The 12,723-nt window shown below is 46.7% G+C and carries 12 protein-coding genes and 1 riboswitch; of the genes, 1 reads left to right on the top strand and 11 read right to left on the bottom strand.

Annotated features, from left to right (window positions below; all coding sequences use genetic code 11):
- Window positions 1-155 precede the first annotated feature (155 nt).
- A complete protein-coding gene (gene moaC, locus REC12_RS06125; protein ID WP_308892932.1) occupies window positions 156-626 on the bottom strand; it encodes a cyclic pyranopterin monophosphate synthase MoaC in 471 nt (156 codons plus the stop codon).
- A gap of 3 nt (window positions 627-629) precedes the next feature.
- Window positions 630-1,601 (bottom strand): GTP 3',8-cyclase MoaA, encoded by a 972-nt coding sequence (moaA, locus tag REC12_RS06120; RefSeq protein WP_308892971.1) that lies wholly within the window; start codon window positions 1,599-1,601, stop codon window positions 630-632.
- Window positions 1,602-1,677: 76 nt separating this feature from the next.
- Window positions 1,678-1,807: riboswitch (molybdenum cofactor riboswitch) on the bottom strand.
- A gap of 194 nt (window positions 1,808-2,001) precedes the next feature.
- Here moaA and fdhD point away from each other — a divergent pair.
- Window positions 2,002-2,787: a formate dehydrogenase accessory sulfurtransferase FdhD gene (gene fdhD / locus REC12_RS06115; protein ID WP_308892931.1), complete on the top strand. Its 786-nt coding sequence runs from the start codon at window positions 2,002-2,004 to the stop codon at window positions 2,785-2,787.
- On the opposite strand, the gene mobA is transcribed toward fdhD, so the two are convergent.
- The 9 genes from mobA to tsaE all read right to left on the bottom strand — a co-directional run bounded on the left by mobA (window position 2,777) and on the right by tsaE (window position 12,609).
- Complete coding sequence (gene mobA, locus REC12_RS06110) at window positions 2,777-3,448, bottom strand: molybdenum cofactor guanylyltransferase (RefSeq protein WP_308892930.1); 672 nt, start codon at window positions 3,446-3,448, stop codon at window positions 2,777-2,779. The two genes, fdhD and mobA, sit on opposite strands and share 11 nt — an antisense overlap.
- Before the next feature lie 216 nt (window positions 3,449-3,664).
- A complete protein-coding gene (gene fdhF, locus REC12_RS06105; protein ID WP_308892929.1) occupies window positions 3,665-6,349 on the bottom strand; it encodes a formate dehydrogenase subunit alpha in 2,685 nt (894 codons plus the stop codon).
- Between the two features lie 53 nt (window positions 6,350-6,402).
- Window positions 6,403-8,193: an NADH-quinone oxidoreductase subunit NuoF gene (gene nuoF, locus REC12_RS06100; RefSeq protein WP_308892928.1), complete on the bottom strand. Its 1,791-nt coding sequence runs from the start codon at window positions 8,191-8,193 to the stop codon at window positions 6,403-6,405.
- A gap of 12 nt (window positions 8,194-8,205) precedes the next feature.
- Window positions 8,206-8,688 (bottom strand): NADH-quinone oxidoreductase subunit NuoE, encoded by a 483-nt coding sequence (gene nuoE / locus REC12_RS06095; RefSeq protein WP_308892927.1) that lies wholly within the window; start codon window positions 8,686-8,688, stop codon window positions 8,206-8,208.
- A gap of 29 nt (window positions 8,689-8,717) precedes the next feature.
- The gene (locus REC12_RS06090) at window positions 8,718-9,299 is read right to left on the bottom strand and encodes a 5-formyltetrahydrofolate cyclo-ligase (protein ID WP_308892926.1); all 582 of its coding nucleotides are present in this window, start codon (window positions 9,297-9,299) and stop codon (window positions 8,718-8,720) included.
- 598 nt (window positions 9,300-9,897) lie between these two features.
- A complete protein-coding gene (gene tsaD / locus REC12_RS06085; RefSeq protein ID WP_308892925.1) occupies window positions 9,898-10,932 on the bottom strand; it encodes a tRNA (adenosine(37)-N6)-threonylcarbamoyltransferase complex transferase subunit TsaD in 1,035 nt (344 codons plus the stop codon).
- 6 nt (window positions 10,933-10,938) lie between these two features.
- Window positions 10,939-11,394, bottom strand: coding sequence for a ribosomal protein S18-alanine N-acetyltransferase (gene rimI / locus REC12_RS06080; protein ID WP_308892924.1), 456 nt, complete (start codon window positions 11,392-11,394; stop codon window positions 10,939-10,941).
- Window positions 11,387-12,112: a tRNA (adenosine(37)-N6)-threonylcarbamoyltransferase complex dimerization subunit type 1 TsaB gene (gene tsaB, locus REC12_RS06075; protein WP_308892923.1), complete on the bottom strand. Its 726-nt coding sequence runs from the start codon at window positions 12,110-12,112 to the stop codon at window positions 11,387-11,389. The genes rimI and tsaB overlap by 8 nt, the downstream gene beginning before the upstream one ends.
- The gene (gene tsaE, locus REC12_RS06070) at window positions 12,109-12,609 is read right to left on the bottom strand and encodes a tRNA (adenosine(37)-N6)-threonylcarbamoyltransferase complex ATPase subunit type 1 TsaE (protein WP_308892922.1); all 501 of its coding nucleotides are present in this window, start codon (window positions 12,607-12,609) and stop codon (window positions 12,109-12,111) included. Before tsaE ends, tsaB begins: the two co-directional genes overlap by 4 nt.
- Window positions 12,610-12,723 lie beyond the last annotated feature (114 nt).

Raw genomic sequence — 12,723 nt, 5'->3', positions numbered from 1 at the left:
AACGCCCCTCTTCATCGAATTTTTAATCCCCATGGTTTAGCCGCTTGCTATAATAGCAATTACAAAGGATAATTAAACTTGTCAAGTCATCTTAACAACGAGTTCCGCTGGCACCAAGTCGGTTTGCTCTCCGGTCCTTGAATCTGACACTTTGCTCAGCGCACATAGTGACCGCTTTTTCCGCCCTGTTTTTCAACCAAATATATTTCTCCAATAGTCATGGATTTATCAATCGCTTTGCACATATCGTAAATGGTTAAGGCCGCCACACTGACTGCGGTGAGGGCTTCCATTTCCACTCCTGTTTTCCCTTGAACTTTCACAACTGCTTCAATCTCTACCTCACCGGGATCGATCAATTTAAAACTAAGCTTCGCTCCCGTAATCCCAAGTGGATGACACATAGGGATCAACTGGGAAGTCCGCTTGGCTGCCATAATTCCGGCAACCTGGGCGACTGCCAGGACATCCCCTTTGGCAATAAGACCTGAGCGAATGCGTTCCAAAGTATCAGTTTGCATTTGCACCTTGCCGTGAGCAACCGCAATACGGGAAGTTTCTGCTTTATCACTGACATCAACCATCCGGGCACGGCCCTGTTCGTCAAAATGTGTTAGTTCTTCCATCCCCTACCCTCCGATCTGGGACATAAGGCGTTGACCCTGCAGAGCTTCTTCATTCATGTGGTGCTCCGCAGGTTTATGCCAAACTGCCCGGGCAAATAAATCCAGCAATTCTTGATCCGTGCTTCCATTGCGCAGCCCTTCCCGCATATCAATTTCATGTTTGCTATGCAGACAGGGTCTCAATTTGCCGTCTGCTGTCAGACGAATTCGATTGCAAGTCGTGCAAAAATGCCGGCTCAGGGCACTGATAAACCCTACACTGCCTTTATAGCCAGGCGGTTGAAAGTACTCTGCAGGTCCGCCGCCCAGAATATCCTCTTTAGGAACATCCTGCTTGAGTTCTAATATCTCTTTCATTTCCTCTATAGGGACAAAATCAGCTCTGCGCTCAGAACTCAAGCCAATAGGCATAAGTTCAATAAAACGAATATGGAGCGGATATTGCTTAGCTAAAGTTAGAAAAGAGGGTAACTCCTGAGTATTAACATTGCGTACAACAACGACATTAATTTTAACCGGATTCAGCCCGGCTTCAAGCGAACGGAAAATACCTTGAATCACCTTGGAAACATCCCCGCCGCGTGTAATTTCTCGAAATCGTTCCGAATCCATCGTATCTAAACTAATATTGACACGGTGAACGCCCGCTGCCTTTAAGTCAAAAGCCATCTCCGGCAGCAACAACCCGTTCGTTGTTATCATCAGATCATCAACTCCGGGCAGCCGGGCGCTTTCCCGGGCAAAGTCCAGAATTCCTTTGCGGACAAGCGGCTCTCCCCCTGTAATACGAAAACGGCGAAATCCAAGCTGAGTGCTGATCCTCATCAAGCGCAGAATCTCTTCAAAAGAAAGAATATCCTCATGCGGTATCCAAGGTACTCCTGAACTGGGCATGCAGTAGATGCATCGAAGATTGCAGCGATCCGTTATGGAAATACGTAAGTAGTCAATTTGCCTTCGAAATTGATCCTGCATAACATACACCTTTCTTTTCCTGCTTATTATATTATAAGGAAGAAAAATCCACGGTCTGTAAACAGCCGAGGATTTTTCTTCCTGTTGACAGACTCCTTTCCGTTAGGAGATATTGCAGTTTCCTGTAATACCCGAGTGCCATGAGACACTAGTCTGGTCACCATAGCTTTGCTTTAGGTGCTCCAGCTTCAGAGCATTGAATATTTGGATAATCTTTTAGCTACTTTAATAATACATTATCTATGATTATTCGTCAAAAATCTCCATATTCCTTCTCTCATTCATGCCATTTCCTGTCTACCTTTTTAAACATCAGATCAATCCTTACGCTATAAAAAAAGATTCAGCTTTTTCGAAAAATATTATAAACTAAAGTTAAATCAGGTCCAAGGAGGTATTCATGACAAACGAAACAGTTACTCACACTATTCTCAAAGCCAATGGACCACAACTCAAAGAAGTTGACGATAACGTTGTTCGGGAAATACCATTGACCGTCCACTACAACCGTGAAGAGATTGCCACTCTGTTATGCTCCCCTTCTCAGACCGAAGAACTTGCTTTAGGATTTTTACTCAACGAAGGTTTTATCCGGGTTCCGGAAGATGTCTATGAACTTCGTCAAGACCCGGCAGATCATCTGGTTTGGGTTGAAGGCAAACCATGCCTTTTACAAAAAGAGCTGATGAGCAAACGATTTGTGTCGGCTTGCTGCGGTAAAAGCCGTGCTTCATTTTGTTTTGCCAACGATGCGCTTATGGTCAAACCGCTCACCTCAAGCCATAGCATCCCACTTAAAGAGGCTTACGAGTACGCCGCTTTTTTGCAGTCCCACCTTCCGCTTTTTCAAGCAACCGGGGGAATACACAGCGGAGGAGTGGGTTATCAGGGTCAGGCCATCCTAACCAGCTATGACATCGGCCGCCACAACGTTTTTGACAAACTAAGCGGCAGCGCCTTTCGTTCCGGTTCGGAACTTGAAAACCGCGTGATTTTTTTTAGCGGGCGGGTATCTTCGGAAATCCTGCTCAAAGTCGCCAAAATGAAGGTTCCCATTTTAATCGCCCGGGGTGCTCCAACCGATATGGCACTGTCCCAGGCCTCCGCCTTAAACATCACGATTGTTGGCTTTGCCCGGGAGCAACGCCTGAATATTTATACTTGTCCCGAACGAATTAACGTTTAAAGATTCCGGACCAATCCTCCGGGGTATTGACATTGCAAAAGACATCTTCTAAATCAGAAAAACCCGCCAGGTCTGAATCGTCCACATACCCCACACTGCACACCGAGTATAAATCGACAATCTTAAGACGTCCGGCTTCAAGATTATCTTTAATATGCGGAAGACAGCGCCGATTATAAAAGGCATGCAGAGGATGCAGACCTGTTCTAAGTCTGGGGACTACAATATCATAGCGCGGAGTCCAGGAAAATTGAAAACGGATCAATTCTTTTTGTAAAAAGGGCATATCACAGGCCACAAAAAAAACGGTTGCGAAACTTGCCGCTGCCAGCCCCTGGCAAAGACCTTCCAAAGGGCCGCGATCCGGAATTCTATCCTGGATAACAGGCACATTAAAATCCGTATAAAGTTCCGGCGTATTGCTGCTAATCAACACTTCCGAAAATACCTCTTTCAGAACCTGCACGCTTCGTTCCGCAAGAGGCTGACCTTCTAATTCCAGAAAAGCCTTATTTTTTCCCATCCGAGAGCTTTTCCCCCCGGCCAGCAAAACACCAGTCGCTTTTAGCTTAGGAAGTTGTTTTTGGAGACTTGCTGAATCAGTGATTTTTGAGGCCCTCCTTAATATTACGGGGATAGAATCCTGCCTCCAATGTACCACATCAAAGGCCTGCTGTCACCTTGAGAGATGGCAATGCCAGGAAAAATTCCTTTCTGTCTCTTTTCCTTAACCTTAAGACCGATGAAAGTATACTTTCTGCCCAGTGCGGGGACAGCCGCCTGCAAGCTCGGCGCCAGCCGGGCTTCTTAGCACAGCAGCAGCCTTGAACCGACGTTTATAAAAGAGGCTTCGTTAACCCGAAGCCTCTTTAAGTGTTTATTTATTAAGTTTCGAGATCTTTACGCCACAAACCTTGTACTCATAGGTTTTAGTCACTTTGTCGTAAACCCCGTTCGTCAAAACGTTCGCCGGCGACTTCATATAGTGGAAAGTCATAAAGAGCATACCCTCAGGCACTCGCTGCGTCAATTTAACTTTCGTTTCCAGCTCTCCGCGGCGGGACGACACTTTGACAACTTCTCCATCGTAAATCGCCAGCCGTTTGGCATCATTGGGATTGATCTCGGCCAGTTCATCCGGAGAGTGTTCCACAAGACCCTTTGAGCTTTGGGTAAAGACATTGTAATGGGAAAGTTTTCGACCGGTATTAAGCAAGAAGGGATATTCCGCATCAGGCTCTTCTCCCGGCAACTGATTTTCGATCGGTACGAAAAGCCCCTTGCCCCTGCTAAATTTCCCTTCGTGCAAGAACTTGGTCCCCGGATGTTCCGCACTGGGCACGGGCCATTGCAGACCTTGTGTTCCCAGGCGGGCATGGGTGATTCCGGCGAATTGAGGTGCCAGTCTCGCAATCTCCTGCATCACCTCTGCAGAGGAAGAATACGGGAATGGATATCCCATCCGGTTGGCCAGTTCACATAGGATCTCGCCATCCGTCCTGGCATTTCCCAAGGGTTTAATGGCTTGATTAACCATTTGCACCCTCCGCTCCGTATTCGTGAAAGTACCTGTCTTTTCGGCGTAACTTGCGCCCGGCAGAACGACGTCCGCCAGCAGCGCCGTTTCCGACAAAAAGATTTCCTGCACTACAAGAAAGTCCAGAGACTTTAAGCCTTTGCGCACATGATTGGCATCCGCGTCGGTCAACACAGGGTCCTCGCCCATGACATACAAAGCACGCAGATTCTTTTTCACAGCGGCTTCAAACATGTCTGGAATCATAAAGCCCGGATTCGGATCAAGAGGAACACCCCAAGCCGCTTCAAATTTGGCCCGAACCTCAGGATTAGCCACCTGCTGATACCCAGGGTAAACGTTAGGCAAGGCTCCCATATCGCAAGCGCCCTGAACGTTGTTTTGTCCCCGCAGCGGGTTAACCCCTGAGCTTTCTTTACCAATATTCCCTGTCACCATAGCCAGATTGGCTAAACTCATGACGTTATCCGTGCCATAGGTGTGCTCTGTGATTCCCAGGGTATAGAATATCTGTGCCCGTTCGGTTGTCGCATAAATTCTGGCGGCTTCTTCGAGTTGTTCAGCGGGAACGCCAGTGATCCTGCTGACCATATCGGGAGTATATTTTTGCACTGCTTCTTTAAGTTTATCGAATCCCTCAGTCCGCTCTTCGATAAAGGAACGATTTTCCCAGCCCTTGGCCAGGATAATGTTAATAATCCCGTTGACAAGAGCGATGTCCGTTCCCGGACGAAGCCTCAGCCAGACGTCCGCCCGTTCTGCAAGATCAATGCGGCGGGGATCTGCGACGATAAGTTTTGCGCCTTTAGCTAATGCCTGCTTCATCTTAGTTCCGATGACAGGATGAGCTTCCGTTGCATTTGAGCCAATGACAAACATAGCTTTGGCATTGGGGATTTCATTAATTGAGTTAGTCATAGCACCTGAACCGAATGAAGTGGCCAGACCGGCCACAGTGGGAGCGTGTCAGGTCCTGGCGCAGTGATCGACATTATTAGTCCCGATCACCGCGCGCATAAATTTCTGCATCAAATAATTCTCTTCATTGGTACAATGGGCCGAACTTAAGGATGCCAGAGCATTCGGTCCGTAAGCATCCTTAATCTCCTGAAACTTGGTAGCCACCAAATCTAAAGCTTCGTCCCATTCCGCCGGAACTAGGACCCCATCTTTTCTGATCAAGGGCGTCGTCAAGCGTTTGGAGCTATAGATCATGTCCATGCCAAAGCGGCCTTTGACACAAAGAGCCTTGCCATTTACGGGAGCGTTGGGGTTTGAGGTTACACCGATGACCTTGCCGTCTTTAACATTCAAATCGAAGTTACACCCCACCCCGCAGAACGGACAAGTGGTTTGTACTTTGGAGATTTCCCAGGGACGTCCCTTTCCAACCATTTGTTTTTCAGTCAGAGCTCCGACCGGACAAACTGAAACACAAGAACCGCAAAAGTCGCAGTCCGACTCGTTATAAGGCACATTAAAGGCCGGACCTACTTGGGTGTCAAAGCCACGGAAGGAAAAATCCAAAATGCTTTTTCCTTGAATTTCCGCACAAGCCTTAATGCATTTTCCGCACAAGACACACTTATTGGGATCGCGCAAGATGAAAGGATTTCCCTCATCCAGAGGAAGATCGCGTTTTTCCCCTGCAAAGACTTCTCCTTTGACGTCGTATTCATAAGCATATTCGGCTAAAGAACAGTTCCCCATCTTCTCACAAGTCATACAATCCAAAGGATGATTGGCGATCAAAAGTTCCAGAATCATTTTGCGTGCCGCGCGAACTTTGGGATTTTGGGTCTCAATTTTCATTCCTTGGGTTGCTTGGGTAACGCATGAGGGGGGCAGATTTCTCATTCCTTCGATCTGGACAATGCATAAACGGCAAGCTCCGGCAGGGGTAAGTTCGGGATCATGGCACAAGGTCGGGATCTTGATATTATTCATACGACAAGCTTCAAGCACAGTCGTTCCTTTAGGAACGCTGACTTCTCGACCGTCAATTGTTATTGTAAGCCACTCCAAAGTATTTCACTCCTCTCCAGTTGTCTAGTATTAATCATAAGCTGAAATCTTGGTTAGGAACGGCTGACTGCGCCAAATTTGCATTTATCCAGACATGTCCCGCATTTAATGCACTCGTCTTGATTAATGACATAAGGGGTATTCTTGTCTCCCTTAATGCAGTTAGCCGGACAATTTTTGGCACAAAGGCCGCATTTCTTGCATTTTTCCGGATCGATTGCATAACTGAGAAGAGCGGAACAAACATGGGCCGGACATTTATGCTCTAAAATATGGGCCTCAAACTCATGCCGGAAATATTTAAGCGTTGCCAAGACTGGATTGGGAGCATTTTGACCTAACCCGCACAAAGAAGTTTCTTTAATTGTCAAAGCCAGATTTTCCAGCGTGTCCAGATCTTCGATTTTCCCTTCGCCCTTGGTGATTCTATCCAGAATGTCGTACATCCGCTTATTTCCTTCACGGCAAGGTGTACATTTTCCACAGGATTCTTTCTGCGAAAAGTTCACAAAGAAGCGGGCAATATCCACCATACAGGTTGTCTCATCCATGATGACAAGTCCACCGGAACCGACCATGGCACCGGCATTCGTCAAGGTCTCATAATCTACGGAGAGATCGAGCATATTTTCAGGCAAACATCCTCCTGAAGGGCCTCCGATCTGCACGGCTTTGAAAGCCTTGCCGTTCTGAATCCCGCCCCCAATATCAAAGATAATCTCCCGTAAGGTCGTTCCCATGGGGACCTCAACTAAGCCTGTATTATTCACTTTTCCGGTTAAAGCGAAGATTTTAGTTCCTTTGCTTTTTTCCGTTCCAAATTGAGCATACCATTCCGCCCCATGGCGGATGATATGCGGAATATTCGACCAAGTCTCCACGTTGTTAATATTTGTCGGTTTTCCCCACAATCCGCTGACTGCCGGGAAGGGCGGGCGCACACGGGGCATGCCGCGCTTACCTTCAATCGAGGCCATGAGAGCAGTTTCCTCACCGCAAACGAAAGCTCCGGCTCCGGCAAATACTCTTAGGTGGAAATTAAAACCGGAGTTAAGGATGTTGTCTCCGAGAAAACCGGCTTTTTCTGCTTGCTTAATCGCTATTTCAAGGTGTTTGATAGCTAACGGGTACTCGGCGCGGCAGTAAACGTACCCCTCGTCAACCCCCATGGCATAAGCTCCAATCAGCATTCCTTCAATAACCGAGTGCGGATCACCTTCGAGAACGCTCCTATCCATGAAAGCTCCCGGGTCTCCTTCATCAGCATTACAAATAATATATTTTTTGTCACTAGGTGTTTGCTGGCAAAAGCTCCATTTCAAACCCGTCGGAAAGCCAGCCCCACCCCGCCCGCGCAATCCTGACTTTTTAACTTCTTCAATAACATCATTGGGTTTCATCTCTTTAAGCACTTTGGTGAAAGCTTGGTAACCCTCCCTGGCCGTGTAATCTTCGATGCGCTGAGGGTCGATGATACCGCAGTTTTTCAGGACAATTCTGTGTTGTTTCGCAAAAAAACGAATATCGGACATTTTTGTGATAGGTTCTTGAGTCTCCGTATCTAAAAGTAGGAGGCGTTCCACTCTCTCGCCCTTCATAATATCCGTAGCAACGATTTCGGCAATATCTTCCCTTGTAACACGGGTATAAAGGACATGTTGAGGCTCAATGACGAGAGTTGGTCCCTTTTCGCAAAATCCTTGACATCCGGTGCCTATGATAGTTACAGTATCTTCAAGTCCTTGACGCTTTATTTCTTCTTTTAAAATATCGATGATCGGAAGGGCTCCCGAAGAAGCACAACCCGTTCCTGCACAAACCAGAACCTTTTGATTCTCAGCCATCCCTTTATCCCCCTACTCGTATTTGGCCAATATCCCGGCGATTTTCTCAGGCAGCAATCGTCCGTGAACTTCATTATTAATGGATATTACCGGTGCAAGTCCGCATGCGCCTATGCAAGCCACAATTTCCAACGTGAAACGTCCGTCTTCCGTTGTTGCGCCATCTTTAATCTTTAATTCTTTTTCCAGAGTTTCTAAGACCTTGGCTCCTCCGCGAACATGGCAGGCCGTCCCCATACAGACATTAATGAGATTGCGTCCGACTGGAGTCAGTCGGAATTGGGCATAGAAAGTAACTACGCCATAAATCCTGGACAAAGGGATGCGTGTTTCCTTACTGATGTGTTTCAGAACGTGAGCCGGCAAATATCCATAGATTTCTTGAGCTCCTTGCAAAATCGGGATAAGGGGCCCTTTCTCCTGACGATACTTGGCAATGATTTCATTCAATTCAATTTGTTTAGGATCAACGAGATCCTCACACGCGCTGCTCAAATAAATACCCCCTATTGAATTCCTAAATTCTAAAAACGGTAAACTTTGTTTTCTGTAACCAACATGGTCATCTTGGCATCATGCTGATCTACGGGGACTCGCTCAATAATTTGGCATTCAAAGCCAATAGCCACTCTAGGTACCGTCTGCCTAATACGCATGAAAAAGCGGTCATAATAACCCCCTCCATACCCTAAACGATTTCCCTGGAGATCAAAGCCGGCACCTGGCACAAGGATTAAATCGATTTCGAAGGGGTCAGCCTCTCCAAGATTTAGTTTTGGTTCCCGGATTCCCCAAAGACCTGGTTCAATATCCACTCCTAGATCGCGGGTCTCAATTGGAAGAAGTATTCCCCGGGGCGCACAACGAGGCAGGATCAGTCTTTTCTCACCGGCAATAACAGCTTCCGCTAAAGCCGTTGTTTCCACTTCATCGCGGAAATTAAGAAATGACATTACGGTCTGCGCTTGCTTAAACTCCGGCAAATTCAAAACAGCTTCCTGGATTTTCCGGCTTTTGTTTTTTCTCTCTTCCTCTTTCAAGTCCGCCCGCAAACCTAGGCACGATTTGCGCACTTCAGCCTTTAGTAACGATTTTTCCTCACTCATGTCGGTACTGCCCTTTCGGTAAAATCACGTGCTTATTAGAATTATTCGATTAATAAAGGCAAAGTCCTTCCTAAAATTTTAATTTTATAAGGTATAATTCGAATTTTTCAACTATACATACTATAATAACTAAATATGCACCAAAGCAAAGAGTTGAGGTCAAATGTATTGAATATTCCCAATTATCTTATAGCTATTGTTTGCACCCTCAAAGTTCAAATTAAATTAAACTTTTTCGAACGGTTTCTTACAAACTCAATAATTTTGGACAAGGTTTTCCAAACTCTTAACTTTTACAAGTACCCATGCTTATCCACAACCTAACATCCAGTTTTCCCGCCTTATTGAAAAAGTTATCAACACTATCCACAGGACCTGTGGGTAACTTTATCCAAATTCTCCGAGCAACCTGCAAATCCTCTAAGCCGCTCTCCATAGTTATCTACAAACTTATCCACATTATCCACACAGCAACCTTATCCACAGTTCTTTTATGCTTTAGTAAATCCTTTTTCAAAAGAATACGAAACAAAGCGAGAAAATCTAATTCCTCGCTTTGTTTCGTCAAATTCATTGTTTATTTAAACCATAATAATGGCTATATTGACTTTAAATTTAGCCCCGGAACTGCATTCAATGTCCAGGGAGCAAAGTTTCCCGCCCGATAATGATAATACCCCGCGGCGGCAATCATCGCCCCGTTATCCGTGCACAGAATAGATTGGGGATAAATCAAGCGTACGCCGCGCTGAGTCAATTCGTTCGCCAGGGTTGCTCGCAGCAACTGATTTGCCGCAACTCCGCCCGCCAGAAGCAGAGTTCGAACTTTAGTCCGTTCTATGGCCATTAAAGCCTTATGCACTAAAACATCCACAACAGCTTGCTGAAATGAGGCCGCTAAATCAGGCACATTGAGAGTTTCGCCTCTCATTCGCGCAGAATTTAAAGTGTTTAAGACTGCGGATTTCATGCCGCTAAAACTAAAATCCAAACTGCCAGGCTCCAACATAGCCCTTGGGAACTTAAAAGCTTCCTTATTGCCGCTCTGAGAGGCTTTTTGAATCTGCGGGCCTCCCGGATAACCCAAGCCCAAAGCCCTGGCAACTTTGTCGAGAGCCTCACCTGCCGCGTCATCCCGTGTATATCCTAAAACCTGATACTTTCCATGAGCCGTAAATAAAATAAGATGAGTATGTCCTCCGGAGACCAAGAGGGCCAACAAAGGAAACTCTAAATCCTGGTGCTCTAAAAAATTGGCATAAATATGTCCTTCCAGATGATTTATCCCAATCAGGGGAATCCCAGCCGCATAAGCCATAGCTTTGGCGCCGGAAACCCCAACTAAAAGAGATCCCACAAGCCCTGGACCATAGGTGACCGCAATAGCTGAAAGATCGTCAAACCCAACCTTTGCCTCAGATAAAGCTTGTTGGACAACGGGCTGAATGTGAAGGCTATGTTCACGGGAGGCAATTTCCGGCACAACCCCTCCATACTTCTGATGAGTCGCAATTTGAGACGAAATAATATGACTGCGCAAATCCGTTCCGTCAACCAGAACGGCCGCGGAGGTTTCGTCACAGCTTGTTTCAATGCCTAAAATAACAACCTTCTTGTCCTGACTCTCTGTCACGTTCCTTCACTTCCTTCCCAGTTCCGCCCACATAATTAAAGCGTCTTCTCCTGAATCCGCATAATACCCTTTGCGGACCCCTGCCACGGTAAAGCCCATGCGCTTATATAAATCCTGAGCAGGGCTGTTAGAAACACGAACTTCGAGAGTCATCCTTTCCATGCCTTGCTCAACCATCTCCAGCATCACGGAACGCATCAAAAATTCTCCCCAATGCTGTCCGCGATAATCAGGAGAGATAGCAACATTAGTGATATGTCCTTCGTCAAGAATAAACCACAATCCCATATACCCAATGATTCGGCCATCCAACTCCAAACAGCGATATTGGGCATATTCGTTGTCTTTCAGCTCCGCCACAAACGATTGGACAGACCAGGGAGTCGAAAAAGAAGCATGCTCAATTTCCATGATCGCTTCAAGGTCATCTATCCGCATCGGGCGCACTAACCCCTTATTCATGCTCTTCTCCCCTGCGAGCCCGCTCTTTTTTGGCCCAATTGACCTCAGCCTCTGAGCAGCGAATGTAGTAAGGCTCAACCTGCTCTCCCGCGCCAATTTCCAGCCAGCGTTCCCAGACCGCCCGGGCGGCATAGGCTCCCCTTGGCAAGCTTTGATAATCGGGTAAAACGACAGCCTGCTCCCCAAGGACAGTTTTTATTTGCTGTTTTTCTTTCCAGGCTGCATCCCCTACAAAACAAACCGGCCGGTTCAGCATCTTTAATTGCTCTAAGCATTCGCTAATGGACAAAGCTTGAGGAGCGGAAAGACATTCCGCTTTCTCCTTTCCTGCCGCCCAGCGATACCGCGCCGTATACCATTCATTCTTTCTGGCATCCAGGATAGGCACGATATCTTCTTCTCTCCCCCAGCACGACCAGGCAAGAGCCTCAAGAGAGACCACACCTAAAAGGGGAATGTTTAAAACCTGCGACAAGCCCTGAGCTGTGGCAATGCCAATTCTAATGCCGGTAAAGGAGCCCGGTCCTCTCACAACCCCAATTAAGTCTAATTCTTGGAGCGTCCAGGCGGCAGCCGTGAATAACTGATCCAGCATCGGAATAATCCGCTCTGAGTGCGTCTTCGAAGTGTGCAGGAAGCCCTCGGCCACAAGGCGCCCATCTTCAGCTAAAGCCACTCCGCTGACTTTTGTCGTCGTATCAATCGTTAGGTATTTCATTGAGGCCCTCCGAGTCTCTCTCTAAAGTGAATAATGTCTTTAATCCGAACATCCCAAGTTTCATCATAAGTATGAAAAACAATTTTCCGCGGCTGCTCCCCGCTGCCCAGGATTTCTACAACTAAACGATTTTCAGGCAAATAATCTTCAGCAATTTCCGGCCATTCAATTAAACAGACCGTATCCTCAGCAAAAAATTCTTCGACTCCAATCACTTCCACTTCTTGTGGATGTTGTAAACGATATAAATCCATATGCACCAAACGTACTTTAGCTCCTTGATTTTGCCCGCCGTATTCCTGGATCAAGGTGAAGGTCGGGCTGGGCATAGGCCCCGTTACTCCTAAGCCTTCCCCAATTCCCTGGGCCAGAGAAGTTTTTCCCGCTCCTAAATCTCCAATTAAAGCCACGACATCACCCTTGCGCAGATGCCTTCCCAGTTGTTTTCCCCACTCCCGAGTTTCCTCTGCCGACATACTTGTTATTCTATAATCCATATCTGTCCGATTAGGAAAACTTGGACAAACCTAATCCTTTCCTTTCCTGTAAATCTAATTCCCTGCTCCAAGTTGCGTTCTTATTCAGCGGACCTCAAATGGCAACACAAAGGT

It is taken from the genome of Candidatus Desulfosporosinus nitrosoreducens (assembly GCF_030954495.1).
Lineage (GTDB): Bacteria > Bacillota > Desulfitobacteriia > Desulfitobacteriales > Desulfitobacteriaceae > Desulfosporosinus > Desulfosporosinus nitrosoreducens.
This window is presented reverse-complemented; position numbering and strand designations above follow the sequence as displayed.

Bases quoted from the DNA above. Each gene is read 5' to 3' on its own strand.
- moaC (WP_308892932.1), bottom strand. From the start codon at position 626: ATGGAAGAACTAACACATTTTGACGAACAGGGCCGTGCCCGGATGGTT.
- moaA (WP_308892971.1), bottom strand. From the start codon at position 1,601: ATGCAGGATCAATTTCGAAGGCAAATTGACTACTTACGTATTTCCATA.
- fdhD (WP_308892931.1), top strand. From the start codon at position 2,002: ATGACAAACGAAACAGTTACTCACACTATTCTCAAAGCCAATGGACCA.
- nuoF (WP_308892928.1), bottom strand. From the start codon at position 8,193: ATGGCTGAGAATCAAAAGGTTCTGGTTTGTGCAGGAACGGGTTGTGCT.
- REC12_RS06090 (WP_308892926.1), bottom strand. From the start codon at position 9,299: ATGAGTGAGGAAAAATCGTTACTAAAGGCTGAAGTGCGCAAATCGTGC.
- rimI (WP_308892924.1), bottom strand. From the start codon at position 11,394: ATGAATAAGGGGTTAGTGCGCCCGATGCGGATAGATGACCTTGAAGCG.
- tsaB (WP_308892923.1), bottom strand. From the start codon at position 12,112: ATGAAATACCTAACGATTGATACGACGACAAAAGTCAGCGGAGTGGCT.
- tsaE (WP_308892922.1), bottom strand. From the start codon at position 12,609: ATGGATTATAGAATAACAAGTATGTCGGCAGAGGAAACTCGGGAGTGG.